General features: G+C 75.3%; 15 protein-coding genes. 11 read left to right on the forward strand and 4 right to left on the reverse strand.

Features of this window, described 5'->3' with window-relative positions; genetic code table 11:
* Window positions 1–4: 4 nt before the first annotated feature.
* Window positions 5–1252, reverse strand: coding sequence for a serine/threonine-protein kinase (locus Q5694_RS16090; protein WP_333933663.1), 1248 nt, complete (start codon window positions 1250–1252; stop codon window positions 5–7).
* A 122-nt stretch (window positions 1253–1374) separates the two neighbouring features.
* Window positions 1375–3075 carry a serine/threonine-protein kinase gene (locus tag Q5694_RS16095; RefSeq protein ID WP_333933664.1) on the reverse strand — a complete coding sequence of 567 codons (1701 nt, stop codon included), beginning with the start codon at window positions 3073–3075 and terminating at the stop codon, window positions 1375–1377.
* A gap of 361 nt (window positions 3076–3436) precedes the next feature.
* Here Q5694_RS16095 and Q5694_RS16100 point away from each other — a divergent pair, with 361 nt between their 5' ends.
* From Q5694_RS16100 to Q5694_RS16140, 9 genes are all read left to right on the forward strand, one after another.
* Window positions 3437–7177 carry an FtsK/SpoIIIE domain-containing protein gene (locus tag Q5694_RS16100; RefSeq protein ID WP_333933699.1) on the forward strand — a complete coding sequence of 1247 codons (3741 nt, stop codon included), beginning with the start codon at window positions 3437–3439 and terminating at the stop codon, window positions 7175–7177.
* Between the two features lie 175 nt (window positions 7178–7352).
* Window positions 7353–8765 (forward strand): ABC transporter substrate-binding protein, encoded by a 1413-nt coding sequence (locus Q5694_RS16105; protein ID WP_333933666.1) that lies wholly within the window; start codon window positions 7353–7355, stop codon window positions 8763–8765.
* Between the two features lie 4 nt (window positions 8766–8769).
* The gene (locus Q5694_RS16110; RefSeq protein WP_443040885.1) at window positions 8770–10116 is read left to right on the forward strand and encodes a carbohydrate ABC transporter permease; all 1347 of its coding nucleotides are present in this window, start codon (window positions 8770–8772) and stop codon (window positions 10114–10116) included.
* A complete protein-coding gene (locus Q5694_RS16115) occupies window positions 10113–11027 on the forward strand; it encodes a carbohydrate ABC transporter permease (RefSeq protein WP_333933667.1) in 915 nt (304 codons plus the stop codon). The genes Q5694_RS16110 and Q5694_RS16115 overlap by 4 nt, the downstream gene beginning before the upstream one ends.
* A gap of 141 nt (window positions 11028–11168) precedes the next feature.
* Window positions 11169–13427 carry a bifunctional glycosyltransferase/CDP-glycerol:glycerophosphate glycerophosphotransferase gene (locus Q5694_RS16120; protein ID WP_333933668.1) on the forward strand — a complete coding sequence of 753 codons (2259 nt, stop codon included), beginning with the start codon at window positions 11169–11171 and terminating at the stop codon, window positions 13425–13427.
* A gap of 183 nt (window positions 13428–13610) precedes the next feature.
* Window positions 13611–15815 (forward strand): bifunctional glycosyltransferase/CDP-glycerol:glycerophosphate glycerophosphotransferase, encoded by a 2205-nt coding sequence (locus tag Q5694_RS16125; protein ID WP_333933669.1) that lies wholly within the window; start codon window positions 13611–13613, stop codon window positions 15813–15815.
* A gap of 8 nt (window positions 15816–15823) precedes the next feature.
* On the forward strand, window positions 15824–18064 hold the full coding sequence (locus tag Q5694_RS16130) for a bifunctional glycosyltransferase/CDP-glycerol:glycerophosphate glycerophosphotransferase (protein ID WP_333933670.1): 2241 nt from the start codon (window positions 15824–15826) through the stop codon (window positions 18062–18064).
* Window positions 18061–19866: a hypothetical protein gene (locus Q5694_RS16135; protein WP_333933672.1), complete on the forward strand. Its 1806-nt coding sequence runs from the start codon at window positions 18061–18063 to the stop codon at window positions 19864–19866. The genes Q5694_RS16130 and Q5694_RS16135 overlap by 4 nt, the downstream gene beginning before the upstream one ends.
* A 117-nt stretch (window positions 19867–19983) precedes the next feature.
* Window positions 19984–21543, forward strand: coding sequence for a hypothetical protein (locus tag Q5694_RS16140; RefSeq protein WP_333933673.1), 1560 nt, complete (start codon window positions 19984–19986; stop codon window positions 21541–21543).
* An 11-nt stretch (window positions 21544–21554) separates the two neighbouring features.
* On the opposite strand, the gene Q5694_RS16145 is transcribed toward Q5694_RS16140, so the two are convergent.
* A complete protein-coding gene (locus Q5694_RS16145; RefSeq protein ID WP_333933674.1) occupies window positions 21555–21968 on the reverse strand; it encodes an organic hydroperoxide resistance protein in 414 nt (137 codons plus the stop codon).
* A gap of 123 nt (window positions 21969–22091) precedes the next feature.
* Here Q5694_RS16145 and Q5694_RS16150 point away from each other — a divergent pair, with 123 nt between their 5' ends.
* On the forward strand, window positions 22092–22580 hold the full coding sequence (locus tag Q5694_RS16150; RefSeq protein ID WP_333933675.1) for a MarR family winged helix-turn-helix transcriptional regulator: 489 nt from the start codon (window positions 22092–22094) through the stop codon (window positions 22578–22580).
* Here Q5694_RS16150 and Q5694_RS16155 read toward each other — a convergent pair.
* Complete coding sequence (locus tag Q5694_RS16155) at window positions 22537–24123, reverse strand: glycosyltransferase family 39 protein (protein ID WP_443040886.1); 1587 nt, start codon at window positions 24121–24123, stop codon at window positions 22537–22539. The two genes, Q5694_RS16150 and Q5694_RS16155, sit on opposite strands and share 44 nt — an antisense overlap.
* Before the next feature lie 91 nt (window positions 24124–24214).
* Between Q5694_RS16155 and Q5694_RS16160 the strand changes: the two genes are divergently transcribed.
* A complete protein-coding gene (locus Q5694_RS16160) occupies window positions 24215–25870 on the forward strand; it encodes a glycosyltransferase (RefSeq protein ID WP_333933676.1) in 1656 nt (551 codons plus the stop codon).
* Window positions 25871–25900 lie beyond the last annotated feature (30 nt).

The following is a 25900-nucleotide window of genomic DNA, read 5'->3' on the forward strand; positions in this document are numbered from 1 at the left end:
CGGCTCACGGCGACTGCGGCGCCGAGTTCTTCGTGTCCTGGGGCGGGGTGTCGGTGTCGTCACCCGCCGTGGTCAGCCAGGCGCCGACACCGAGCGCCGCCACGAGGGCGACCGCGCCCGCCCCGAGGGCCACCCGGCGGCGCCGGGCCGCGGCGCGGTTGCGGGCCGAGCCGGGGCGGGGGGCGCCGGGGGCGCGGGGCGCCCGGGCGGTGCCGTGGGCGCCGCCGGCCAGCTCGTCGGGGGCCGGGACGCGCATCGAGGTGTGGGTGTCGCGGTTGGAGTCGGCCGGTTTCGCGCCCGGCACCAGGGGGACGGCCCCGCGGCGGCGGACCCGCTCCCCGGCCGGTGCCGCCGGGGCGGGCTGCTCCGGGCGGCCGGTGTCCTCGCCGGAGTCCGCCTCCGGTTCGTCCACCTCCAGCGGCGGCATGCCGGCCAGCATCGGCAGCAGCTCCCGCAACCGGACGCCCAGCTCGGAGGCGCGCAGCCGGGAGGCCGGGGCCTTGGCGAGGCACTGCACGAGCAGCTGCCACAGCTCGTCCGGGATGCCGGGCAGCGGCACGACCGTCTCCGTGACGTGCCGGCGCAGGACCGCACCGGGGTGTCCGCCACCGAACGGGGTGAACCCCGCGAGCAGCTCGTAGAGGACCGTGGCGAGGGCGTAGATGTCGACGGCGGCACGCGGGGGCAGGCCCTCGACGATCTCCGGGGCGAGGTAGTCGGGGGTACCGATGATCTTCGTGGCCTTGGTGCGGCGCGGGGTGTCGATGAGCTTGGCCACCCCGAAGTCGGTCAGCAGCGCGCGGTGCGAGCCGCCGGGACCGAGCGGGCCCTGCATGTCCAGCAGGACGTTCTCCGGCTTCACGTCCCGGTGCACCACGCCCGCGGCGTGCGCGGCGGCCAGGCCGTCGGCGACGTCGGCGGCGATGGCGACGGCCGCCTCGGGCGCGAGGCGGCGGTCGCGGTCCAGGCGGGTGCGCAGGTCCGTGCCGCGGACCAGGTCCATGACGAGGGCCAGGTCGTTGCCGTCGACGACCAGGTCGCGCACGGACACCACGTGCGGGTGCTCCAGGCCGAGCAGGGCCGTGCGCTCCTGGACGAAGCGCCCGACGAGTTCCTGGTCGGACGCGAGGTCCTCGCGCAGCAGCTTGATGGCGACGGGACCCTCGGGGCCCTCTCCCAGCCACACCGTGCCGGCGCTGCCCCGCCCGAGGATCTGGTGGGCGGTGTACCGGCTGCCGATCTTCCGTGCCAAGGCTGCTCCTACCGACGCGTGTTGTCGTTAAAACTACGCGTCCGTGGAGCCAACCTTCACCGGGGAGGCCGAAATCACCCGCCGGGTGTCGACAAATCTCCAACCCGGCGGGCCGGTTCCGGTCAGTTCGTGCCGGAACCGCTCGAGCCGAGCTTCTCCAGCCAGCCGGTCACCGTGGAGAACCAGTCGGTGAGCTGGTCCCAGTAGCCCTTGGTGGTGCCGATCCACTCCTGGAGCGGGCTGAGTTCCCACACCAGCCAGCCGGCGACGAACAGGATGACCAGGGTGAACAGACAGCCCTTCAGGCAGCCGAGCCCGGGGATGCGCATCGGGTTGGCGCTGCGCTGCCGGGGCTCGCGCCGGGGCCGCTGCGGCTGCTGCGGCTGCTGCGGCTGGGCCGGGGGCGCGGGCGGGGCGTAGCGCTGCGGCGGCTGGGGCCGCTGCGGCTGCGGGGCGTACTGCTGGGGCTGCGGCTGCTGTTGCTGGGGGTAGCCGTAGCCGGGGCCCGGCGGGGGCGCCTGGCGGCGCGGGGGCTGCTGGGGCCGGGCGACCTGGCGCTGCGGGCGGCGGCGCAGGGGATCCTCGTCGGGGTCGAGGTACTGGATCTGCGTCTGCTCGTTGCGGTCGCGGGCCGCGCGCAGCTGGTTCTGCCAGGGGTGCGGGTCCTCGGGGCCGCCCTGCTGGTTCTGCTGCCCGGGGTGGCCGGGCGCACCCGGCGGGACCGGCGGCATGACGGCGGTCGGGTCGGCCGCACCCCGGTGGGGCAGCACGGCGGTGGGGTCGGCGGCGCCGGCCGGTCCGCCGGTGTGCGGCAGGACACTGGTCGCGGCGTTCGGGTCGTAGGCGCCGGCGTTCTGCGGGAGGACCTGGGTCGGGTCGGCGGCGCCGGGCGTGTCCGGCACGGGCGCGGGGGCCGGGTCGGGCAGCAGCAGCGCGCCGACGCCCTCGGCGGCGGCGATCTGCGCCGAGTTCGCGTGCACCCCGATGCCCTCGGCGACGACCCGCAGGCCACGGGCGAGGTTGAGGGCGCTGGGCCGCTCGTCGGGGTTCTTGCGCAGGCACCGCTCGATGACCGTCCACAGCGGGTCGGGGACGGTGGAGGGGCGGCGCGGCTCGGCGCTCAGGTGCTGGTGCAGCACCTCGAGGGCGGAGCTGCCGGCGAACGGCGGACGGCCGGTGACCAGCTCGTACAGCAGGATGCCGGCGCCGTAGATGTCGACGGCGGAGGTCTGCGGGCGGCCCTCGGCGGACTCGGGGGCGACGTACGCGGGCGTGCCGACGAACTCCTGGGTGCGGGTCAGGCCCGGGGAGTCGGCGAGGCGGGCGATGCCGAAGTCGGTCAGCAGCGGGTGCATCCGCCCGTCGTACTGCTTCAGCAGCACGTTGGCCGGCTTGAGGTCGCGGTGGACCACGCCGTCGGCGTGGCTGGCGGCGAGCGCGTCGGCGATCTGGGCGGTGAGCAGGGCGGCCGCGACCGGGGTGAAGGGCCCGTTCTCACGCAGGTAGCGGTGCAGGTCGGGGCCGTCGACGAGGTCCATGACCAGGGCCAGCAGCTCGCCCTCGACGACCAGGTCGCGGACCCGGACGATGTTCGGGTGGGTGAGGCGGAGCAGGACGGACCGCTCGCGCAGGAACCGCATCACGATGTCCGGGTCGCCGGCCAGCTCCTCCTTGAGGACCTTGATGGCGACGGTCTCACCGGGCTGCCCCGGCACGGCCGCCTCGGCGCCCGCGGTCTCGCGCTGGCGGGCTCGCCAGACGGTGCCCGTGGCGCCGCGTCCGAGCGGCTCCTCGAGCAGGTACTTGCTGCCTACCGGCCGCACGTCATGCGCTCCCTGGTGCTTGCCTTGCCTGCTGGCCTGTCCGCCCCACTGTAGTGCCGGGCGCCCAGGACCGGGCGGTCGTCTTTCTGCGGGTCCCGCGTAACCGTTCCCACACCCGTTCGAAGGGAAGACGCACACCTCCGTTCCGTGGTTGCCGGGAACGGGCGTGACCGATCTCAAGCGGTCGGCCCCGGAGCCGTTGTCCGGCACTTATGCGGGCAGAGCCGACCATTCAAGATCACCTTTTCCCGAGAGGCGGGCGCGGTGTCAGTGGCAGGTGCGAGGATGCGTGCAGTACTGGCCGACGTGCCGGGGCGGGGCGGGGGACTCCGCGCCCGGGCAGAAGGGACCGCTGACGGCGATGCAGATCCGGCTGACCGTCGTAGATCCGCTGGGCGCATCGGCTCCGGGGCGGGACCGCGCCCCACGCAGCGACGTCCTGGTCACGGCACCGGCCGGCACGGCGCTCGCGGCGGTGGCCTCGGCCCTCGCCCAGGCGGTCTCCGGCGGTGACGGCTCGGGCACCCCCGTGCTCTACGCCGGGGAGCAGCGGCTGGACGCCCAGCGCTGCACGCTCGGCGAGCCCCCGCTGACCGACGGTGCCGTGCTGTCCGTGGGCGCTCCCGGGGAGCCCGAGCCGCACCCCGAGCTGGCGGACGCCCCGGCCCAGCTCCAGGTGGTCGCGGGCCCCGACGCCGGCGGTGTCCACCTGCTGCACGGCGGCGAGATCCGCATCGGCCGCTCCGCCGACGCGGACGTGCCGCTCGACGACCCGGACGTCTCCCGGCTGCACTGCGCGGTCACGGTCGGCGCGGACGGCCGCGTCTCGGTCGCCGACCTGGACTCCACGAACGGCACGACGCTCGACGGCGTCCGGGTGGGCGGCCGTGCCGTCGGCTTCGCGCCGGGGGCGCTGCTGCGGATCGGCGAGTCCGCGCTGCGGCTGGCCCCGGCGGGCGGTCCCGGGGGACAGGTGGCGACGACCCCGGACGGCGAAGGGCACGTGCGCGTGCCGGGCCCCTCCGGCGGGAGTGAGTCCGTCGCGGCCCCGGCGGGCCCCTCGGGTCCGACGTACCAGGGCTACGGTCCGGGGTTCTGGGGCGCGCCGGGCGGCTCCGGGGCGCCCGCGGTGGTGCCCGGGCAGGGGGCCGCCCCGCGGGTCGAGCACGACGGCGCGGCGGCGACGCGGGACCCCGGGGACGGGCGGGGGCCGGGCAGGACCCCGCGCGCGTCCTTCGAGGTACGGCCGTCGGGCCTGGAGGTGCGACCGCCGGAAGAAAGCCCCGGGCCGTCCCGCCGTCGGAGTGAGTCCCGGGCACCGGCCGGCGACGGGGACACGCACGCGGGGCGTTTCGGCATCGGGGCGTTCGGCGAGGCTGCCGACGGCGGCGTGACGGCCACGGCGCCGGGGCGGAATCGGCCCCACCGCGCCGAAGGCACCACTTCGGGCGTGCCCCGGCCCCGCGCCACGGACGGCCCGGCGGCCGACGCCCCGGACCAGCGCGACGAGAGCACCGGCGTGCGGGACGACCGCCGGCCGGCGGTCCGTCCCGGAGCCGGTGCTCCCGACGACCGCGACCCGGACGCCCGTGCCCGGGACGGCCACCGGCCGGCGGCCCACGCCGGAGGCGGGGCTGCCGGCCACCGGGACGAGGGTGCCGGTGGCCGTGACGCCCACCGGGCCGGCGTCGGCACCGACGGCCCGGCGGCCTCCGACGAGCGTGCCGGCCGTGGGCGGAAGGGCACTCCGCTGCGGGGCACGGACGTGCCCTCCGGGACGCGCCGGCGGGGCGGGCTCGGGGCGTGGGCGCGGCGGCTGGCCGGGGGCCGCGGGGAGCAGGCCCCCGATCCCTACGAGGTGGACGAGGACGAGCCGTTCGAGGTGGCCGCGCCGCGGCGCCCGGCCTTCGCGGCGCCGGTGCGGGAGACCTGGCCGGACCCGGCTGCCCTGCTGCTGACGGCCCTGGGCCCGGGGCCCCGGCTCTGGGAGCGCGGTCCGGGTCACCCCGAGGCGCTGGCCGTGCGGCTGGGGACGGCCGACCGGCCCGCGCCGGACGGCTCGGGCCTGCTGCCCGCGGTGCCGGTGACGGCCGGGCTGCGCGAGGTCGGCGCGCTGGGACTGGCCGGGCCGCGGGCCCGCCTGTCCGGGCTCGCCCGGTCGGTGCTGGCGCAGCTCGCCGCGCTGCACTCCCCCGACACGCTGGAGATCGTCCTGATCGCCGCCGACCGCTCGCGGCCCCTGGAGGAGCGCGCGGCCGAGTGGTCCTGGCTGGGCTGGCTGCCGCACGTCCGTCCGGGGCACGGGCAGGACTGCCGGCTGCTCCTCGCCCACGACCGGGAACAGGCCGCGGCCCGCACCGACGAACTGACGCGCCGCCTGGAGGATCTGTCGGCCGAGGCGGTGGGCGCTCCGGAGGGCGCCCACCCACCCGGCGGCCGTCCGTCCGTGCCCGCGCCCCGCCGCCCCTCGTGGGCCCGGGACGACGAGGCCGCCGGCGGTCCGGCGCCCGCCTTCCCCGGCCCGTACACGGTGGTCGTCGTCGACGGCGACCCCGGCGGGGCCGGCCTGCGCAAGGCCGTGGCGCGGCTGGCGCTGGAGGGGCCCCGGGCGGGGATCCACGTCCTGTGCCTGGCCGAGACCGCCGCCGCCTCCCCGGCCTCCCCCGTGACGGAGACCTACGAGGCCGCCTGCTCCGTGGCGCCGACGTTCCGGCAGTGCGGCGCCGTCGCGCTGCTCAGCGGCGACGTGGCGACGGCCCTGCGGCTCGTGCGGGTGGCCCGGGCCGGAGGCGACGGCTCGCCGGCCGGGCCGGTCGGGCACGGCACGATCGCCACGCTCGACGCCGTCTCCCCCGCCTGGGCGGAGCGGTTGGCGCGGGCGCTCGCGCCGCTGCGCACCGACGAGGCGGGCGGCGGCCGGCAGCCGCGGGTCTCCGCACCGCTGCCCCGGTCGGCCCGGCTGCTGGACGAGCTGGGCCTGGCCCGGGCCACTCCGGCCTCGCTCATGGCGCGCTGGGCGGACGCGGCCGACGACACCGAGGCGCTGGGCGGCCGGGTGCGCGCGGTGCTGGGCGCCGGACCGCGCGGCCCGGTGTGCGCGGACCTGGCGGCACAGGGGCCGCATCTGCTGATCGAGGGCCCGCCGGGCAGCGGCCGTACAGAGCTGCTGCGGGCGGTCGTCGCGTCCCTGGCGGCGGCCGAGCGGCCGGACCGGCTGGGCATCGTGCTGGTCGACGGCCGGGGCGGCCCGGGCGCGGGCGGCGGCCCGGGCGAGGGCTTGCGGGTGTGCACGGACGTGCCGCACGTCACCACCTACCTCGCGGCCCACGACCCGGTGCTGATGCGGGAGTTCGCGCAGTCGCTGAGCGCGGAGCTGAAGCGGCGCAGCGAGTTGCTGGGGCGGTCGTGCTTCGCCGAGTGGCACGCCGGGCAGGAGGTGTCGGGCCGGATGGTCGCCCAGCGCGCCGCGCCCGGCCGGGGAGGTGCCGAGGCCCCGGCGGACGGGGCCGCGGACCTGGACTCGCCGTCCAGTTCGACGATCCGGCTGCGGCCCGGGGCCGCCCGCCGGCAGACCGAGGCGGCGGCGCCCCCGCTGCCCCGGCTCGTGGTGGTGGTCGACGACCTGGACGCCCTGGTCTCCCCCGCCCTCGGCTCGACCGGACGGCCCGCGGCCGGCTCGGTGATGCGGGCCCTGGAGGCCGTGGCCCGGGAGGGCGAGCGGCTCGGCGTGCACCTGGTGGCGGCCACCGGCCCCTGCCCGCGCACCGCGGAGAGCGAACCGGCGCGCCGGGCCACCCTGCGCGTCACGCTCGACGACGTCGCCCCGGGCCCGGACGAACCCGCACCCGGCCGCGCCAGTCTGACCTCGGCGGACGGGCGCAGCACCCCGTTCCAGGGCGGCCGGGTCACCGGCCGCATCCCGCGGACGGCCACGCTGCGTCCCACGGTGGTGCCGCTGGAATGGCACCGCATGGGTGACCCCCCGGCCCGGCGTCCGGTGCGGGAGCTCGGAAACGGCCCGACCGACCTGGCACTGTTGGCCAGCGCGCTGGAAAGGGCGGCGCGGGAGGTCGCGGCGGTCCGGGTGCCGTCGCTCCTGTGACAGGGCACGGCCCCCGGCCCCGGCGGACGGCGCCGGCCGCGCCCCTGGTCACGAGGGAGTCACGATCGCCCGGTTGACAGCGGACGCCATCTTGCCGCCCCCGCACACCCGGGCGTAGACCAGATCGCACGGGAGCGCGCTCGACGTTCGACGAGGAACGAAGAACGGGGCAGTCATGCGCATGACGAGCAGGACCATCCGGACACGCCGGTCGCCCGAGCGGGACGGGACGACCCCCCACAGCCGTACGGCCACCAGGGCCGCGGCCGCCGTCGCCGCGGGAGCGCTCGCGCTCTCGCTCACCGCCTGCGGGGGCGACGGCAACGACAGCGACGCAGACACCGGCACCTCCGAGGAGACCGCCAGCCAGGTCACCCTGCCGAAGCTGAACGGGACGAGCCTGGAGGTCGCCGCCGTGTGGTCCGGCGCCGAACAGGCCAACTTCAAGAAGGTGCTGGCGGAGTTCGAGAAGCGGACGGGCGCCAAGGTGACGTTCGTGCCGGCCCAGGACCCGATCATCAACTTCATCGGCTCCAAGGTGGCCGGCGGGCAGCCGCCGGACATCGCGATGCTGCCGCAGCCCGGCGCCATCAAGCAGGCCGTCGACCGCGGCTGGGCCAAGCCGCTCGGCGCCGAGGCCCTCAAGGAGCTCGGTGAGAACTACTCGCAGGGCTGGCAGGACATCGGCAAGGTCGACGGGAAGGCGTACGGGGTCTACTACAAGGCCGCCAACAAGTCGCTGATCTGGTACAACAACCAGGTCTTCGAGAACGCCGGGGCGAACGAGCCCAAGACCTGGCCGGAGCTGCTGGACACCGCCCGGACGGTGTTCGACTCCGGCGTCACGCCGTTCTCGGTCGGCGGCTCCGAGGGCTGGACGCTCACCGACTGGTTCGAGAACGTCTACCTCTCCCAGGCCGGTCCGGAGAAGTACGACCAGCTGGCCAAGCACGAGATCAAGTGGACCGACCCGTCCGTGAAGGACGCGCTGACCACCCTCGCGCAGGTCTGGGGCAAGTCGGACTACATCGCGGGCGGGGCGAACGGGGCGCTGCAGACCGACTTCCCGGCCTCCGTCACGCAGGTGTTCACCGGCGGGGACCAGCCCAAGGCGGCCATGGTCGCGGCGGGTGACTTCGCGCAGGTCAACATCCCCGAGAACATGAAGGTCGGCACGGACGCGAAGGTGTTCCCGTTCCCGGCGGTCGGTGACAACGGGCCGGTGGTCTCGGGCGGTGACGCGGCCGTGATCCTGGAGGACTCGAAGGGGGCGCAGGCGCTGGCCACCTGGCTGGCCTCGCCGGACGCGGCGACCATCCAGGCGAAGCTCGGCGGCTACCTCTCGCCGAACAAGAACGTGCCGAACTCCGCCTATCCGAACTCGGTGCAGCAGAAGATCGCCAAGGCGCTCATCGACGCCGGTGACGACTTCCGCTTCGACATGTCCGACCAGGCCCCGCAGGCCTTCGGCGGCACGCCCGGCAAGGGTGAGTGGAAGATCCTGCAGGACTTCCTGAAGAACCCGAAGGACGTGGCGGGCACGCAGCAGAAGCTGGAGGCCGAAGCGGCCGCGGCGTACGGGAACTGACGTCATGACGTCGGCCACGGCGGCAGGGGGCGTCACGCCCCCTGCCGCTCCCAAGTCGCGCAAGAGTGTGACCGGCACCCGCAGGATGGTCGCGGCGCTGTTCCTGCTGCCCGCGCTCGTCCTGCTCGGCGCGCTCGTGGTGTACCCGATCGGGTACTCGGTGGTCCGCAGCTTCTACGACCAGTCCGGCGACGGCTTCGCCGGCATCGACAACTACCGGGCCCTGTTCACCGACGAGGGCATCCGCACCGCGCTGAAGAACAACGTCATCTGGGTGGTGTTCGCGCCCACCGTGGCGACGGCCCTCGGCCTGATCTTCGCGGTGCTGACCGAACGGGTGCGCTGGGGGACGGCGTTCAAGCTGGTCGTCTTCATGCCGATGGCGATCTCGATGCTGGCGGCGGGCATCATCTTCCGCCTGGTGTACGACCAGGACCCGGACAAGGGCGTGGCGAACGCGGTGTGGGTGGGGGTGCACGACACCTTCGCCCAGTCGTCGGCGTTCCCCAAGGCCCACCCGGGCCGCCAGTCGCCGCTGGAGCCGGCCGGGGGCGGCGCGTTCGTCACCAAGTCGCCGGTGCGCGCCGGTGAGGCCGTCTCGCTGCCCCTGGTGGGCGTGGCTCCCGACCTGATGCCGGACGACGCTGAACCGGCCGCGGCGCCGAAGCCCGAGCCGGGCAAGGTGACCGGCACGACCTGGCAGGACTTCACGCGCGGCCAGGGCGTCGGCAGGCTGAACGGGGTCGACGCGGCCGAGCTGGGCTACGCCGGGATGAGGATCGAGGCCGTGAAGGACGGCCACGTGGTGGCGTCCGCGACCGCCGCCGGCGACGGCACCTTCACCCTGCCCGCCTCCGCGGACGGGGCACTGCTGCGGCTTCCGGACAGCAACTTCAAGGAGCCGTACAACGGCCTGGACTGGCTCGGCCCGTCCCTGGTCACCCCCGCCATCATCGGCTCCTACATCTGGATGTGGGCGGGCTTCGCCATGGTGCTGATCGCGGCCGGGCTCGCGGGAGTGCCGCGGGAACTGCTGGAGGCGGCCCGGGTCGACGGCGCGAGTGAGTGGCAGGTGTTCAGACGGGTCACGGTGCCGCTGCTGGCACCGGTCCTCGCGGTGGTCACCGTCACCCTGATGATCAACGTGCTGAAGATCTTCGACCTGGTCTTCATCATCGCCCCGGGCTCCGCGCAGGACGACGCGAACGTGCTCGCGCTGGAGCTGTACCGCAAGGGCTTCTCCGAGGACCAGCCGGGCATCGCCAGCGCCATCTCGGTGTTCCTGCTGCTGCTCGTGATCCCGGTGATGTGGTTCAACGTACGGCGGCTGAGGCGGGAGGTGCGGCGATGACCGCGGACGCGGGCGATCTGCCGGACAAGGCGGCCAGGCCCTCCGGCTCGGTGAAGGCGAAGCACTCGCTGGCGTCCCGGCTGGTCGAGGGGGTCGGCGGCGGGCTGGTGCGGGTGTTCCTCATCCTGGTCGGCCTGTTCTGGCTGGTGCCGACGATCGGCCTGCTGCTGGCCAGTCTCCGCTCGCCGGAGGACATCGCGGCGAGCGGCTGGTGGAAGGTGTTCACCGAGCCCTCCCAGATCACCTTCGACAGCTATTCCACGCTGCTGGAGAACGACGACATCACCGGCAGCCTGCTGAACACGGTGTGGATCACCGTCCCGGCGACCCTGCTGGTGGTGATCATCGGCTCACTGGCCGGTTACGCCTTCGCCTGGATGGAGTTCCCGGGCCGGGACTGGTGGTTCCTGGGCGTGGTCGGGCTGTTGGTGGTGCCCGTGCAGGTCGCGCTCATCCCGATCGCCGAACTCTTCGGCAACATCGGCATCTTCGGTTCGGTGATCGGCGTGGTGCTGTTCCACGTCGGTTTCGGGCTGCCCTTCGCGGTGTTCCTGCTGCGCAACTTCTTCGCGGAGATCCCGCGGGAGCTGCTGGAGGCCGCGCGCCTGGACGGGGCGGGCGAACTGCGCCTGTTCTTCCGGGTGGTCATGCCGCTGGGCGGCCCGGCGATCGCCTCGCTGGGCATCTTCCAGTTCCTGTGGGTGTGGAACGACATGCTGGTCGCGCTGATCTTCTCGGACTCCGGGAGCCAGCCGATCACGGTCGCACTCCAGACGCAGGTACGGCAGTTCGGCAACAACATCGACGTGCTGGCGCCCGGCGCGTTCATCTCGATGGTGGTCCCGCTGGCCGTGTTCTTCGCGTTCCAGCGGCAGTTCGTGTCCGGCGTCATGGCCGGAGCGGTCAAATAGCGGATTGTGTCCGGCAGTTGCGGGGGCGGGCCCACAGCGGCCCGCCCCCGCCGCGTTCCCCCGGATGACGTAGCCGCCGTAACCAACCGGCCCCACCGGCCGTTCCCGGGCCGAACGCCCGCGCCGACCGATGGATGCCTCTTGCCCAGGTTCAGTGTCATTGTCCCCGCGTACCAGGTCCAGGCGTACCTGCACGAGTGCCTCGAATCGGTGCTCTCCCAGTCCTGTCCCGATCTGGAACTGATCGTCGTCGACGACGCCTCGCCGGACGCGTGCGGGGCGATCATCGACGAGTTCGCCGCGCGCGACCCGCGCGTCCGTCCCGTCCACCTGCCCGAGAACGTCGGCCTGGGTCCCGCCAGGAACGCCGGAGTCGCCCAGGCCCGCGGCGACTACCTGCTCTTCCTGGACAGCGACGACACCCTCACCCCGGACGCGCTGCGCTCGATCGCCGACCGCCTGAAGGAGACGGGCGAGCCCGACGTCCTGGTCTTCGACTACGCGCGCACCTACTGGACCGGGGAGGCGGTCCGCAACCAGGCGGCCCTGCAACTGGCCGAGCAGGGCCCGGCCCCGTTCCGCCTGGAGGACCGCCCCGGTCTGCTGCGGCTGCTGATGGTCGCCTGGAACAAGGCCTACCGGCGGGAGTTCGTCGAGGCCAAGGGGTTCGCGTTCCCGACCGGCTGGTACGAGGACACGCCGTGGACGTACCCGGTGCTGATGACGGCGGACTCCATCGCGACCCTCGACCGGGTCTGCGTGCACTACCGGCAGCGGCGGCAGGGCAGCATCCTGCGCACCACCAGCGACCGGCACTTCGACGTCTTCGACCAGTACGACCGGGTCTTCGCGTTCCTCGACGGGCGTCCCGACCTGGCCCGGTGGCGGCCGGTGCTGTTCCGCCGCATGGTCCACCACCTCGGGATCGTGTACGCGCGGCGGGACCGGCTGCCCCGCGGCTCCCGCGCACTGTTCCTGCGGCGGGCCCGCGCCCACTACCGCCGCTACCGCACCCCCGGCGCCCCCGTCCCCCTGCGGTGCCGCATCCACCACACCCTGATCCGCTTCGGCCTGCACCGCACCTACCGGGCCCTGCAGCTGGCCTCGGCCGTGCACCGCGCCGCCGCCCGGACCGGGGGAAGGCTGCTGCGCGGGCTGCGGGCGGCCGGGCTGCGGGCCCACTACCGCGTGCAGCGCTGCCTGCCCCTGTGCGCCGACCGGGCCGTGTTCACCGCGTACGACGGGCGCGGCCACAGCTGCAGTCCGGGGGCGCTGGAGAGCGCGTTCCGGGACCTCGCCCCGCACGTCCGCACCGCGTGGGCCGCCCGCCCCGAGCACCACCACGCGATCCCGCCGGGCCCCCGCCGGCTGGTGCCCGGCACGGCCGCCTACTGGACGGCACTCGCCCGCTCCCGGTACCTGGTCAGCAACACCGAGTTCGACCACCGCCTCGCCAAACGCCGGGGCCAGGTCCTGATCCAGACCGGGCAGGGCACCCCGCTCGGGCACATCGGCCTGGACCTCCAGGAGCGCCCCGCTGCGGCCCGCGGCCGGGACTTCGGGCGGCTGCTCAAAGGCGTCGACGCGTGGGACTACGTGCTGTCGGCCAACCGCCACACGACCCTGACCCACGAGCGCGTCCACCCCGGCCGCTACACGGTGCTGGAGTACGGCTGCCCCCGCAACGACGTGTTCCGGACCGCCACCGCGGCGGACGTGGCCCGGCTGCGCTCCTCCCTCGGCATCCCCGAGGGCACGGTGGCGATCCTCTACGCGCCGACCCACCGCGACTACCGCCGCTCCCAGCGCCACCCCCTCGACCTGCAGCGGATCGTGCGCCGCCTCGGCCCGCGCTTCGTCGTCCTGGCCCGCGCCCACCACGCCTACGGCGCCCCGCTCACCCAGAGCGCCGGCCGGGTCGTCGACGTCTCCGGGCACCCGAGCGTCGAAGCGCTCTGCCTGGCCTCGGACGCCCTGGTCACGGACTACTCGTCGCTGATGTTCGACTACGCCAACCTGGACCGGCCGATCGTGATCCACGCCGACGACTGGGAGGCCCACGAGGCGGCCCGCGGCACCTACTTCGACCTGCGCGCCTTCCCGCCGGGCGCGATCGCCCGCGGCGAGGACGAGCTGATCGACATCTTCGCCACCGGCCACTGGCGCGGCTCCCGCTCCGCCCAGCTGCGCTCGGCGTTCCGCAGGCGGTTCTGCACCTGGGACGACGGCCGGGCCGCCGAGCGGGTGGTGCGCCGGGTCGTCCTCGGGGAGAGCGAGCTGCCGCCGGTGGTGCCGCTGGAGGAGCGGTGCCCGGTGCCGTCGGCGGCCTCGCTGGCCCGGGAGCCGCTCGCCACGGTGCCCCGGCCGGCGGGCCCCGGTGTCGTCACCGAGGTGCGGTGACCGTGGCGGCCCGGGGAATCCGCGGGCCCTCGGACCCGTCACGGCCGACGCCCCGCCGGCCGCCCTCCTGGCGTCCGCCGGGGCGCCCGGGGCACCGCGCAGCCCGCTGAGCGGGCCGCAGCAGGCCCCCGTCCCACCCCCGGCCCCCTGTTCCCCCCTGCAGACCTCGACAGAAAGAGCAGAATGCCCCGCTTCAGCATCGTCGTCCCGTCCCATGGGGTCGCCGGCCGGCTGTCCCTGGCGCTCGACTCGGTCCTCACCCAGTCCTTCGGCGACTTCGAGGTGATCACGGTGTGCGACGCACCCGACGCTCCGGCGGCGGACGTCGTCACCGGGTACGCCGGGCGGGACCGCCGGGTGACGGTGGTGCACTCCCCTCCGTCGGACGGGCTGGCCGGGGCGCGCAACACCGGGCTGCGGGCGGCGGCCGGCGGCCACGTGCTGTTCCTCGACGGCGACGACGTGCTGGCCCCGGGGGCGCTGGCGGCCCTGGCCGACCGGCTGGACGCGGTGGGCGAGGTCGACGTCCTGCACTTCGAGCACGAGCGCGTCCCGTGGTGGGAGGGCGAGCCGGCCAATCCGGCCGCGGCCGTCCTGGCCGGGGCACCGGCCGGGGCCTTCTCCCCCGATCGGGCCCCGCGGCTGACCGGGGTGACGCTCCCGGCGTGGAGCGCGGCGTACCGCCGGGCCTTCCTCACCGAGGAGGGCCTCGCCTTCCCCGGCGGCCACTTCACCGACGTCGGGTTCGGCGGCCCGGCCGCGCTGCGGGCGCGGCGGGTGGCGGTCCTGCGCACGGTCGTGGTCCGGCACCACCTGCGCCGGCAGGGCAACCGCCTGAACCTGCCCGGGGAGCACCACACCGAGCTGCTCGACCAGTGCGAGCTGGTGCTCACGCGGGCCGCGGAGCTGGGCGTGCCGGCCGAGCGGCTGGGGCCGCTGTTCGAGCAGCTCTTCGCCGCCGTGCTGAAGACCGCCGCGCATCCCGGGCGGCTGCCGGCCGGGCGGCGGGCCTTCTTCCGGCGGGCGAGCCTGCTGTACCGGCGGCACCGCCCGGCCGGGTACCGGGCGCCCGGCGGCAGCCTCGGCGTGCAGCACCGGCTGCTGGCGTCCGGCTCGTACGCCGCGTTCCGCGCCCTGCGCGCCGCCAACCGGCGGGCCGCACGGGCCGCCGCGCTGCTCCCGCGCCCGCGCGGCCTGCGCACCCGGCTGCGCTACGCGGCGGACCTGCGGCTGCCGATCGACGAGAACCTGGTCGTGTACTGCGCGTACTGGGGCCGCGGTTACGCCTGCAACCCGGCCGCGATCCACGCCAAGGCCCGCGAACTCGCCCCGCACCTGCGCGCGGTGTTCCTGGTGGAGCCGGACGCGGTGGGCAGCATGCCGGAGGACGTCGAGTACGCGGTGATCGGCAGCCGTGAGTACTGGCATGTGCTGGCCCGCGCCAAGTACCTGGTGAACAACGCCAACTTCGCCGACGCCGTGGTCAAGCGCCCCGGCAGCGTGCACCTGCAGACCCAGCACGGCACGCCGCTGAAGAAGATGGGCGCCGACCAGTCGACGTACCCGGTGGTGGCCGCCGCGACCGGCAGCATCGGCAAACTGCTGGCCCGGGTGGACCGCTGGGACTACAACCTCACCTCCAACCGGCACTCCACGCAGATGTGGGAGTCGGCCTTCCCCGGCGCGCACGAGACCCTCGAGTACGGCTATCCGCGCAACGACGTGTACTGCACGGCGTCCGCCGAGGACGTGGCCCGGGTGCGGAGGGAACTCGGTGTCCCGGACGGCAAGAAGGCCCTGCTGTACGCGCCCACGCACCGCGACTACGCCACCGGTTTCGCGTCGGGCCTGGACCTGGCCGAGTTCTGCGAGGCGATCGGCGACGATTACGTGGTCCTGCTGCGCGCCCACTACTTCTACGACCGGGGGCCCGGGCGCCGCGGAGGCGGCCGGATCATCGACGTGACCGGGCACCGCTCCTCGGAGGACGTGTGCCTGGCGGCCGACGCGCTGATCACCGACTACTCGTCGATCATGTTCGACTACGCCAACCTCGACCGGCCGATCGTGGTGTACGCCGACGACTGGGACGTCTACCGCGAGACCCGGGGCGTCTACTTCGACCTGATGGAGTCCCCGCCCGGCCGCGTCGCCCGCACGCCCGCGGAGCTGGCGGCGGTGTTCCGCGACGGCACCTGGGCTGACGGGCGCTCCGCGGCGCTGCGGGCCGCGTTCCGGGAGCGGTTCTGCCAGTTCGACGACGGGCGCGCGGCGGAGCGTGTCGTGCGCCGGGTGCTGCTGGGCGAGCCGCCCGAGTCGATCCCGCCCGTGACCCCGCTCGCGCAGCGGGTCCCGGCCCCCGCGGCCGCCACCCTCGTAAGGAGCTGACCGAAGTCGTGCCCCGCTTCAGCATCATCGTCCCCGTCTACAACGTGCAGGGGTTCCTGCGCGAGTGCCTCGACTCGGTGCTCGGCCAGTGCCACGGCGACTTCGAGGTGATCGCCGTGGACGACCGCTCCCCCGACGGCAGCGGCGCGATCCTCGACGAGTACGCCGCCCGCGACCGGCGGGTGCGGGTGCTGCACCTGCCGGAGAACGTCGGCCTCGGCCGCGCCCGCAACGCCGGCCTGGACGAGGCGGCGGGCGACTACGTGCTGTTCCTCGACAGCGACGACCGCTACACGCCGGGGCTGCTGGCCGCCGTCGCCGCGCGGCTGGCGGCGGCGGACGACCCGGACATCCTGGTCTTCGACCACGTGCGCACCCACTGGTGGGGCCGGGGCGGGCGCAGCGAGGCGGCGGACCTGCTGGCCGCCGCGGGCCTGGGCACCTTCCGCGTCCGGGACGAACCCGCGTACCTGAACCTGTTCCTGGTCGCCTGGAACAAGGCCTACCGGCGGGACTTCTTCCAGGGCCACGGCCTGCGGTACGCGCCCGGACTGTACGAGGACGCGCCGGTGACCTACCGGTCGATGGTGCTGGCGGAGCGGATCGCCTGCCTGGACCGGATCGGCGTGGAGTACCGCCAGCGCCGGCAGGGCGCCATCACCAGGACGCCGGGGCGCCGGCACTTCGAGATCTTCGCGCAGTACGCGGGCCTGTTCGCGTTCCTCCAGGAGCGGCCCGACCTGGGCTGGGCGCGTCCGCTGCTGCTGGAGCGGGCCCTGGACCACATGCTGTTCGTCCTGGCCCGGGAGGACCGGGTACGGCCCGCCGACCGGGCCGCGTTCTACCGCGAGATCCGCGCCTTCCACCGCCGTCACCTGCCCGAGGGCGGCTTCCCCCGGCCGGACGGCTGGCGCGGGCTGGAGATGCGGCTGCTGGCGTCGGCCCCCTACCCGTCGTACGCCGCGGTGCGGGGCCTGCGCGACCTGCGGGCGGCCGCCGGGGCGAGGCGGCGCAAGGTGGCGCAGAAGGCCTCCCGGAGCGCGCTGCGCACCTGGTACGCGGCGCAGTCCCGGCGGCCGCTCGATCCGCACCTGGCCGTCTACGCGGCCACCCACCACCGCGGGATGAGCGGCGACCCGGCCGCGATCTACTCCAAGGCCCGCGAACTCGCCCCGCACATCCGGGGCGTGTGGGTGGTGCGGGAGGACGCGGTGGACGCGCTGCCGCCCGGTGTCGACCACGTGACCCCGGGCTCGCGCCGCTACCACGAGGTCGTGGCCCGGGCCACGTACTGGGTCAACAACGTCAACTGGCCCGGCACCCTGGCCAAGCGGCCCGGCAGCGTCCACATCCACACCCACCAGGGCACCCCGCTGAAGTACATGGGCGCGGACCTGCTGGCCAAGCCGGGCGCCCGGCACGGTTTCGACGTGCCGCAGATGCTGCGGCGGGCCGACCGCTGGGACTACAGCCTGGTCGCCGGGCGGCACGCGGAGCGGGCCTGGGAACGGGCCTACCCGTGCCACTTCACGTCGCTGCGCACGGGCAGCCCGCGCAACGACGTGCTGGTGGGCGCCGGACCGGAGCGGGGCGCGGCGGTGCGCGAGCGGCTCGGCATCCCGGCGGAGAACACGGTGGTGCTGTACGCGCCGACCCGCCGTGACTACCGCAAGGGCGGCCACGTCGACCGGTTCGATCCGGCCCGGTTCGCCGGGGACCTCGGGCCCGGCCACACCCTGGTCGTCCGGCTGCACCCCTCCCTGGCCGGGGGGATCGCGCGCGGGCTGGGCCTGTCCGACCTGCACCGGCGGGGCGTGGTGGTCGACGCGACGGACGAGCCGCACGTGGAGGACGTGATGCTCGCCTCCGACGTGCTGGTGACCGACTACTCGGCCCTGATGTTCGACTACGTGCTGCTGGACCGGCCGGTCGTGGTGCACGCCGACGACTGGGGCGCGTTCACGGCCAGCCGGGGCGCCTACTTCGACGTCACCGCCGACGCCCCGGGGCACGTGACCCGCTCCTACCCGGAGCTGGCGCGGCTGTTCGCCTCCGGCGCCTGGCAGGACGCGGAGGCGGCCCGGCTGCGGGCGGACTTCCGCTCCCGGTACTGCGAGTTCGAGGACGGGCGGGCCGCCGAGCGGGTCGTCCGCCTGCTGATGCTGGGCGAGCGGGGCGGGGCACTGCTGCCCGCGGCCCGCAGGACCCCCGCCGTGTCCGTGCGGTCCGAGGCGCTGATCGAGGGATGACGACACCGACCACTCCCGAGGCGCTCCCCTCCCTGCCCGGCCAGCGCGCGTCCTCGGCCCGCCCCGCGGCCGCGCCCGGGCGGCCGGGGCCGGTGCGCCGGTGGAACGCGGCCCTGGTCGCCGTGCCGACGGCCGCCCTGTTCGTGCTGGGCTACCGGCGCCGCTGGATCTGCGACGACGGGCTGATCTACCTGCGCCCGGTCCGGCAGATCCTGGCGGGCAACGGGCCGGTGTTCAACGTCGGCGAGCGCGCGGAGAGTTCGACCGGCACCCTGTGGCAGTGGCTGCTCGCCCTCGCCACCTGGGTCACCGGAGCGGACCCGGCGTTCCTCGCGGTGGGACTGGGACTGCTGCTGAGCACGGCCGGGTTCGCGCTCGCCCTGCTCGCCACCTGCCGGCTGTACAGCGGGGCCGGGCTGCTGCTGCCCGCGGGTGTGTGCGTGCTGCTGGCGGTGCCGCCGTTCTGGTCGTACATGACCTCGGGGCTGGAGAGCGGACTCGGGGCCTTCTGGACCGGTCTGGCGTGGTGGCTGCTGACGCGCACGCGGCGGGGGCAGGAGCCCCGGGAGAGCTGCCCGGCCGCGTTCGTCTTCGGGCTGGGACCGCTGGTCCGGCCGGATCTGGCGGTGGTCACGGTGTGCTTCCTGGCGGCGCAGTGGTGGGTCCTGCGGCCGCCGCGCCGGGGCACGGCGGCGCTGCTGGCCTCGGCGGGGGCGCTGCCGCTGGCCTACGAGGTGTTCCGGGCCGGGTACTACGGGATCCTGGTGCCGCTGCCCGCCATCGCCAAGGAGGCGAGCGCCAGCGACTGGGGCCGGGGTGCCGGGTACGTGCAGGAGACGCTCGGGCCGTACTGGCTGTGGCCGGTGGTGCCGGTGCTCGGCGCGCTGGCGGTGCTGCTGGTGCGCCGCGCGCGCCGGCTGCGCCGGGACCGCGTGCCGGGCCGGTCCTCGCTGGTGGTGCTCCTGGCGCCGCTCGCGGCGGGTGCGCTGCTCGCCGGGTACGTCGTGCGGGTCGGCGGCGACTACATGCACGCCCGGATGATCCTGCCCGCGCTCCTGCTGCTGCTCCTGCCCGTGCTGGTCGTCCCGGCGAACCGGGTCACCGGTGCGGCGAGCGCGCTGCTGGTGGTGTGGCTGTGTGCGGCGGTCAGCCCGCTGCGGGAGCCGTTCGACGTGCGCAGCACCCCCGGGTCGTTCAACGTGCGCAGCTCCGACGTGGAGGGCCTGGGCGACCACAACCCGGTGCGCACGAGCACCTGGGTGCGCAACTGGCCCGCCCTGCCGGAGGGGCGGCGCATGCTGGCCGAGGCCGTGCGCTCGCCCCGGCCGACCCTGCTGTACTTCGACGCCGGACGGCGGCTGCACGCCACGCCGATGCGCCCGGACGCGCCGTACCACGTGGTGATGGTGGGCCGTCACCTCGGCGTCACGGGTGCGGCGGCGCCGCTCGACGCGTACGTCAACGACGCCTGGGGGCTGGCCAGTCCGGTCGGCGCGCACCTGGCGCTGGAGCGGTGGAGCTGGCCCGGGCACGAGAAGTTCCTGCGCAACCACTGGGTCTTCGCGGAGTGGGCCCTCGCCGAGCCGCCGCGGCGGGACCTGCTGCGGGCCGGGGCCTCACGGGAGACGGTCGAGGCGGCCCGGGCCGCGCTGGGCTGCGGCGAGCTGGCCGAGCTGCGGGAGTCGGTGCGGGCACCGCTGACCGCGCGGCGGTTCTGGGACAACCTCACCGGGGCGTTCGAGCGGACGCGGTTCCGCTTCGCCCGCTGGCCGGCGACCGCCGAACGGGAGCTGTGCGAGTGACGGCGGGCAGGTGGGCCAAGCGGCCTCACCCGATGAAGTGATCCGGGGTCAGGGCGGGCGTAGGGGCGGGAACGATCGGCGCATGCCCGTGACCCCCCTGCCCCTTCCGGCCGTCCTGTGAGCGCCCCGGTCCTGGTCCGGCGGACCGTGCGCGGCGCGAGCGCGCTGCGCGGCGGCCGGATGCGGCGGCCGACCCCCTACCAGTTCTTCGGCGCGCTGTTCTGGCTGGTGATGACGCTGGCGTACTGGCGGGTGCCGCTGTGCTGCGACGCCGGGCAGCACGCGGCGGTCGTCGAGCGCCTCAAGGCCGATCTGCTGCACCCGGCCCACACGATGGCGGACCTGCCGGGCGAGGGCAGCCCCTACTACGGGCCGTACGCGGTCGTGCAGGGGGTGGTGGCGCGGCTGACGGGGCTGACCGGCTGGGAGGTCGTGAAGCTGGCCGGTCCGGTGCACTTGGTGGTCCTGCTGACGGGGCTCGGCCGGTTCGTCAGGACCCTGACCGCGCGGGCCTGGGCGCCGGTGCTGGCGCTGCTGTTCATGACGCTGCTGTGGGGCACCGCCCGGATCCTGTGGAGCGGCTACCTGGGGCTGATGTCGATGACGACGAACCTGGGCTATCCGTCCGCGCTCGCCATCGGCCTGACGTTCTGGGCGTGGGCCTGGACCGCCGCGCGCGCCGGCGACGACGCCCGGGCGGTGCGGTTCGTCGGCCCGAGCGGACTGGGCGGCTGGTGGGGGTACGCCGGGGTCGGCGTCCTGTACGCGCTGATCCTGCTCACCCACCCGGTCACGGCGGCCTCCGCCCTGACGGGTGCGGTGGCGGTCGTGGCGTCCCGGCAGCGGCGCTGGCGCCGGCCGGTCGTGGCCCGCTGGGCGCTCACCGCCCTGGCCTGCGCGGTGGTGGCCCTGGCCTGGCCGTACTACGACGTGCTGACGCTGGTGGGCGACACCGGCATGGACGGGATGCACCGGCAGCTGTACGAGAGGCTGTTCGCCAACTCCTGGCTGGCGCTGCTGGGGCTGCCCGCGCTGTGGGTCCGGGCGTGCAGGTCGCCGCGTGATCCGCTGGTGCTGTTGTTCGGGCTGGAGTGCCTGCTGCTGGCCTACGGCTGGGTCAGCGGGCACTACACCTACGCCCGGGTGCTGTGGGCCGTGCTGGTACCGCCGCAGTTCGCCCTGGCCGTGGAGCTGGCGGCGCCCCGGCCGTGGCGGCGGGCCCGCAGGGCGCTGGGCGGGGCGGCGGTGGCCGGGGCGTGCGTGGGGTTCCTGACCGTGCACGCCGGGGCGGTCGTGCCGCGCTCGGTCGACCCGGTGGGGTTCACCCAGCCGACGCGCTGGCCGTCGTACGACTGGGCGGCGCGGTACATCGCCCCCGGCGAGGTGGTGATCACCGACGGGTACTTCGCCAGTCACGCCATCGCCGGGTACGGGCCGAACCTCGCCGCGCCGATCTGGCCCGACCCGGCCCTGGACGAGCGGGAGCGGCAGCGCCGGGCGGCCGACGTGCGGGCCTACCTGGCACACGGCTCGACCCGCGCCGAGCGGTCCGCCGTGGTCCGCCGCTACCACGTGCGCTGGCTGCTGCTGACGCGCTGGCACCCGGTGCCCGAGGAGGCGGTGGTGGTGGCGTGGAGCGGACGGACGGGGGAGGTTCTGGCGCGGGTCGGGGGATGAGGCGCCGGTGACTACTCGATGACGAGCTCGACGTCGATGTTGCCGCGGGTGGCGTTGGAGTAGGGGCAGACCTGATGGGCCTGCTCGACCAGCTTGCGGCCGGTCACCTCGTCCACGCTGTCGGGGAGCTCGACGCGGAGGGTGACGGCGAGGCCGAAGCCCTCGCCCTGCTTGCCGATGGAGACCTCGGCGGTCACGGCGGCGTCGCTGACGTCGGCCTTGGCCTGGCGGCCGACCAGGCCGAGGGCGCTGCCGAAGCAGGCGGCGTATCCGGCGGCGAAGAGCTGCTCGGGGTTGGTGCCCTGGCCGTTGCCGCCCATCGACTGGGGCACGCCCAGGGCGAGGTCGAGCACGCCGTCGGAGCTGACGGCCCGGCCGTCGCGGCCGTGGGTGGCGGTGGCGGCAGCGGTGTAGAGCGCGTCCATGGAGAAACCTTCCCTCTCGGTCGTCGTTCGGCGACCCGCTTCCGGGCCGCCCGACACCAGGAATTAGAGCACACAATTTAGTTGTGCGCAATTGAATGGCGGACGGGAGCTATCCTGGGAAGCATGAACACGCCGGACGACGACTGGCTCCGCCTGGACCAGCAGATCTGCTTCTCCCTGCACGCGGCCTCGCGCGCCTTCAACGGCGTCTACCGCGTGCTCCTCAAGGACCTCGGGCTCACCTACCCGCAGTACCTGGTGATGCTGGTGCTCTGGGAGCACGGCGAGCTGCCCGTGAAGACGCTCGGGGAGCACCTGCGCCTGGACTCCGGCACGCTGTCGCCCCTGCTCAAGCGGCTGGAGGCGGCCGGTTCGGTGGTCCGGGAGCGCAGCGCGCGCGACGAGCGGTCGGTGGTGGTGCGGCTGACCGCGGAGGGTGTCGCGCTGCGTGCGCGGGCCCTCGAGGTGCCGCGCCGCATCGCCGCGTCGACCGGTTTCGACGCCGACGGGATCCGCTCCCTGCGCGCGTCCCTGGACGAGCTCACCACCGCGCTCGACGCGGCCGCCCTCACCCGGCCGCCGGCCGGTTCGCCGGCAGACGGGCGGTCGTAGCGGCTCCGGGCGGCACGCCGGGCACCTCGGCGGGCCGGCGCCGCACGTGCAGGCGCAGCACCACATCGCCCTCGGTGTGCTCCTCGCGGACGGTGAACTCATCGGCCAGCACGGCCAGCTTGGTGCGTTCCACCGGGTCGGACGGCGGCCGCCGCGGGTCCGGGGCCGCCCGCCCGGCCACCACCCAGACGCGGTCCACCGACGCCAGCCGCTGCCGCAGCCGGCCGGGCGTGGCCTCCCGGCCCCACAGCGTCCCCGACCGGGGCGCCGACTCCGCCAGCGCGATGTCGCGCACCCGCCGGAACCCCTTCGGGTAGGCCAGCGCCGCGAGCCTGCCCACCGACGGCACGAACAGCACCGGGTCGCCCGGGCGCACCTGCCGGAGGGCGAGTGCGGAGACCACGGCGAGGTTGTCCGGGCGGTGTGCGGCCGTGCGGTCCTGGCGGTGGACGGGAAGCTGGGCGAGGAAGCCCGCCGTGAGCGCCAGCGCGCCGCAGACCCCGACCGCCGCCCGCACCTGCCGGCCGCGGACCCGCACCCGCCGCCCGTCGAAGCGCACCCGCCCCAGCGCCCCGGCCACCCGCCCGGCCCCGGCCGCCACCAGCAGCGACGCCCCCGCCAGCGCGTAGAGCACGTACCGGTCGTGGTAGAGCGGCCGCACCTGCGAGACGGTCATCAGGATGCCGGGCGGCACGAGCAGCAGCGGCAGCGCGACCGCCGCGGTCCGCCGCTCGCGCAGCCCCAGGACCATCAGCAGCACCGACGCCCAGAACACGACCCCCTCCGGGCCCGGGGCGACGTTCCGGGCGAGCCGCTCGACCCGGTCCCAGCCCGGCGCGACCAGCCACGCCACCTGACCGGACTGCCGCTGCGAGACCCACACCAACGGCAGCAGCAGCACCGCCACCGCCCCGGCCGCCCGGCCCCAGCCGCGCCACACGGCGCGGGGCACCCGCAGCCGGGCCAGCGTCACCGCGTGCGCGCACAGCAGCGCAACCGCCAGCTCGTGCAGCACGCACGTCACCGCGAGGACCGCCCCGTACGGCCACCAGCCCCGGGCGCCCACGCCGTCCACGGCCCGCACGAGCAGCAGGGTCGCCCCCGCCGCACCGGCCGCGACCAGCGCGTAGGACCGGCCCTCCTGGGCGTAGTGGCCGGTCATCGGCGTGATGGCGTACAGCAGCCCGGCCGGGAGGCCGAGGCGGGGCCCGGACAGCCGGACACCGAGGGCCGCGACCAGTCCCGCGGTGACGGTCGCCGCGCACACCGACGGCAGGCGCAGGACGACCTCGTCCGGGTGGACGGTCAGGACGGCGTGCATGAACAGGTAGTACAGGCCGTGCACCGCGTCCACGTCGTGCAGCAGCCGCCAGATCTGCGGGACCGTGCGCTGCGCGACCTGGAAGGTGACGCTCTCGTCGCCCCACATGCCGCCGCGGTCCAGGCCCCACAGGCCCGCCGCGAGCATCACCGCCATGGGCGGCGCCACGGCCGCCGCACCCCCGCCGAACCGGCCGCTCCCCGTCGACTGTCCGCTCTTCACGCGCCGATTCTGTGGCGTTGCCCCCTCTTTGCCGGGCATAGGTGGTGTGTTACCACTTTCATGTCATTCGCCCGGCTTACGATCCGTCGTGATGAATGCCCACAGGGATGCCGGCGGGAATGCCGCCGAGCCGCTCGCCGAGGTCGCCGTCGTGGTCATCGGCTACGACGACGCCGCCCATGTGACCGAGGCGGTGCGTTCGGCGCTCGCCCAGGGCCGGGCCGTGCGCGAGGTGGTGGCCGTCGACGACTGCTCGACGGACGGCAGCGCCGGCCTGCTGGAACGGCTCGCCTCGTCGGAACCCCGGCTGCGGGTGATCCGCCGCCGGGTCAACAGCGGCGGCTGCGGCACCCCGCGCAACACCGGGCTCGACGCGGTGACCTCGCCCTACGTGATGTTCCTGGACAGCGACGACGTCCTGCCGCCCGGCGCGGCCGACGCGCTGCTGGAGGCGGCCACCGGTGCGCACGCCGAGGTGGTGAGCGGACTGTGCGTCCGCCGGGAACTGCCCTCGGGCCGCGAGGTGCCCTGGCAGCCGCGCCTGTACGCGCTGCACTCCACCGTGCCGCACCCCGCCCGGCGCCCGCGCCTGGTCCACGACACGCTCTGCGTCAACAAGCTGTACCGCACCGCCTTCCTGCGCGAGCACGGCATCCGCTTCCCCGAGGGCCGCTTCCCGTACGAGGACGTGGTGTTCACCGCGCGCGTGCTGGCCGCGGCCCCGCGCGTCGCCCTGATCCCGGACCGGGTCTACGTCTGGCACGTGCGCCGGTCCGCCGAGCGGCTGTCGATCTCCCTGGACCGGGCGGGGATCGTCAACTGGCGGGCCCGCACGGAGGCGTGCCGGCAGGCGTACGAGATCCTGCTGGGCGCCGGGCAGAAGGAACTGGCGAGGGCGGCACGCGCCAAGTTCCTCGACCACGACCTGCGGATGTACCTGCGGGAACTGGGGTTGCGGGACGCCTCGTACCAGCGGGCCTGGTGGGACCTCACCCGGGCGCACCTGGCCGGGTACGACGCCGACGACTGGGCCCGCAACCCGGCAGCCCCCGGCCGGCTGGCCGGGCGGGTCGTGCTGGCCGGCCCCGAGCCGCGCGACCTGCCCCGGCTGCGGGAGCTGGCGGCCCGGCCGGCCCGGCTGCGCCCGCCGTACGCCCGGGCCGCCGACGGCACGCCCGTGTGGTCGGCCGACCTGCCGCAGGTCTCCCTCGGACCGCTGCTGACCCGGCCGGTGGGCGCGCTGCCCCTGGCCGTCGACGCGGCGCTGCGGCCCCGAGCCCGCGGTACCCGGCTGCGGCTGCGCCTGCACGAGCTGTACGGGCGGGTGGCCGAGGCGGGCCCGCGGAGCGTGGAGGTGGAGTGGCTGCACCGGGACGACGCGGACCTGCTCGTCCGGAGCGGCAGGGTGGACCTCGTGCCGTGCTCCGAGGCTTCGGGCCCGGACCGGGACGGCGCGTGGACGGCGGAGGCCGCGGTCGACCTGGCGGCCCTCGCCGCGTCCGGTGCGGGGACCTGGGACCTGCGGCTGCGGATCCGCTTCCAGGGCGGCGCCACCCGGGACGTCACGGCGCACGCCCTCACGGGCGCGGGGCTCCTGCGCCGCCGCGCCGTCCCCAGCGCCCGGCACGGCGTGGTACTCGTACAGCCCTACGCCACCCACTCCGGCGCGCTGGCGCTGCGGGTGGCGCCCGGCGCACGCGGAGCGCTCTCGGTCGTACGCGGCAGGCTGCGCCGGCTGCTTGACTGAGAGCACCACGACGACGGACGGGCGCAGCAC

The sequence above is a fragment of the Streptomyces sp. AHA2 genome, assembly GCF_036857595.1.
Classification (GTDB): domain Bacteria; phylum Actinomycetota; class Actinomycetes; order Streptomycetales; family Streptomycetaceae; genus Streptomyces.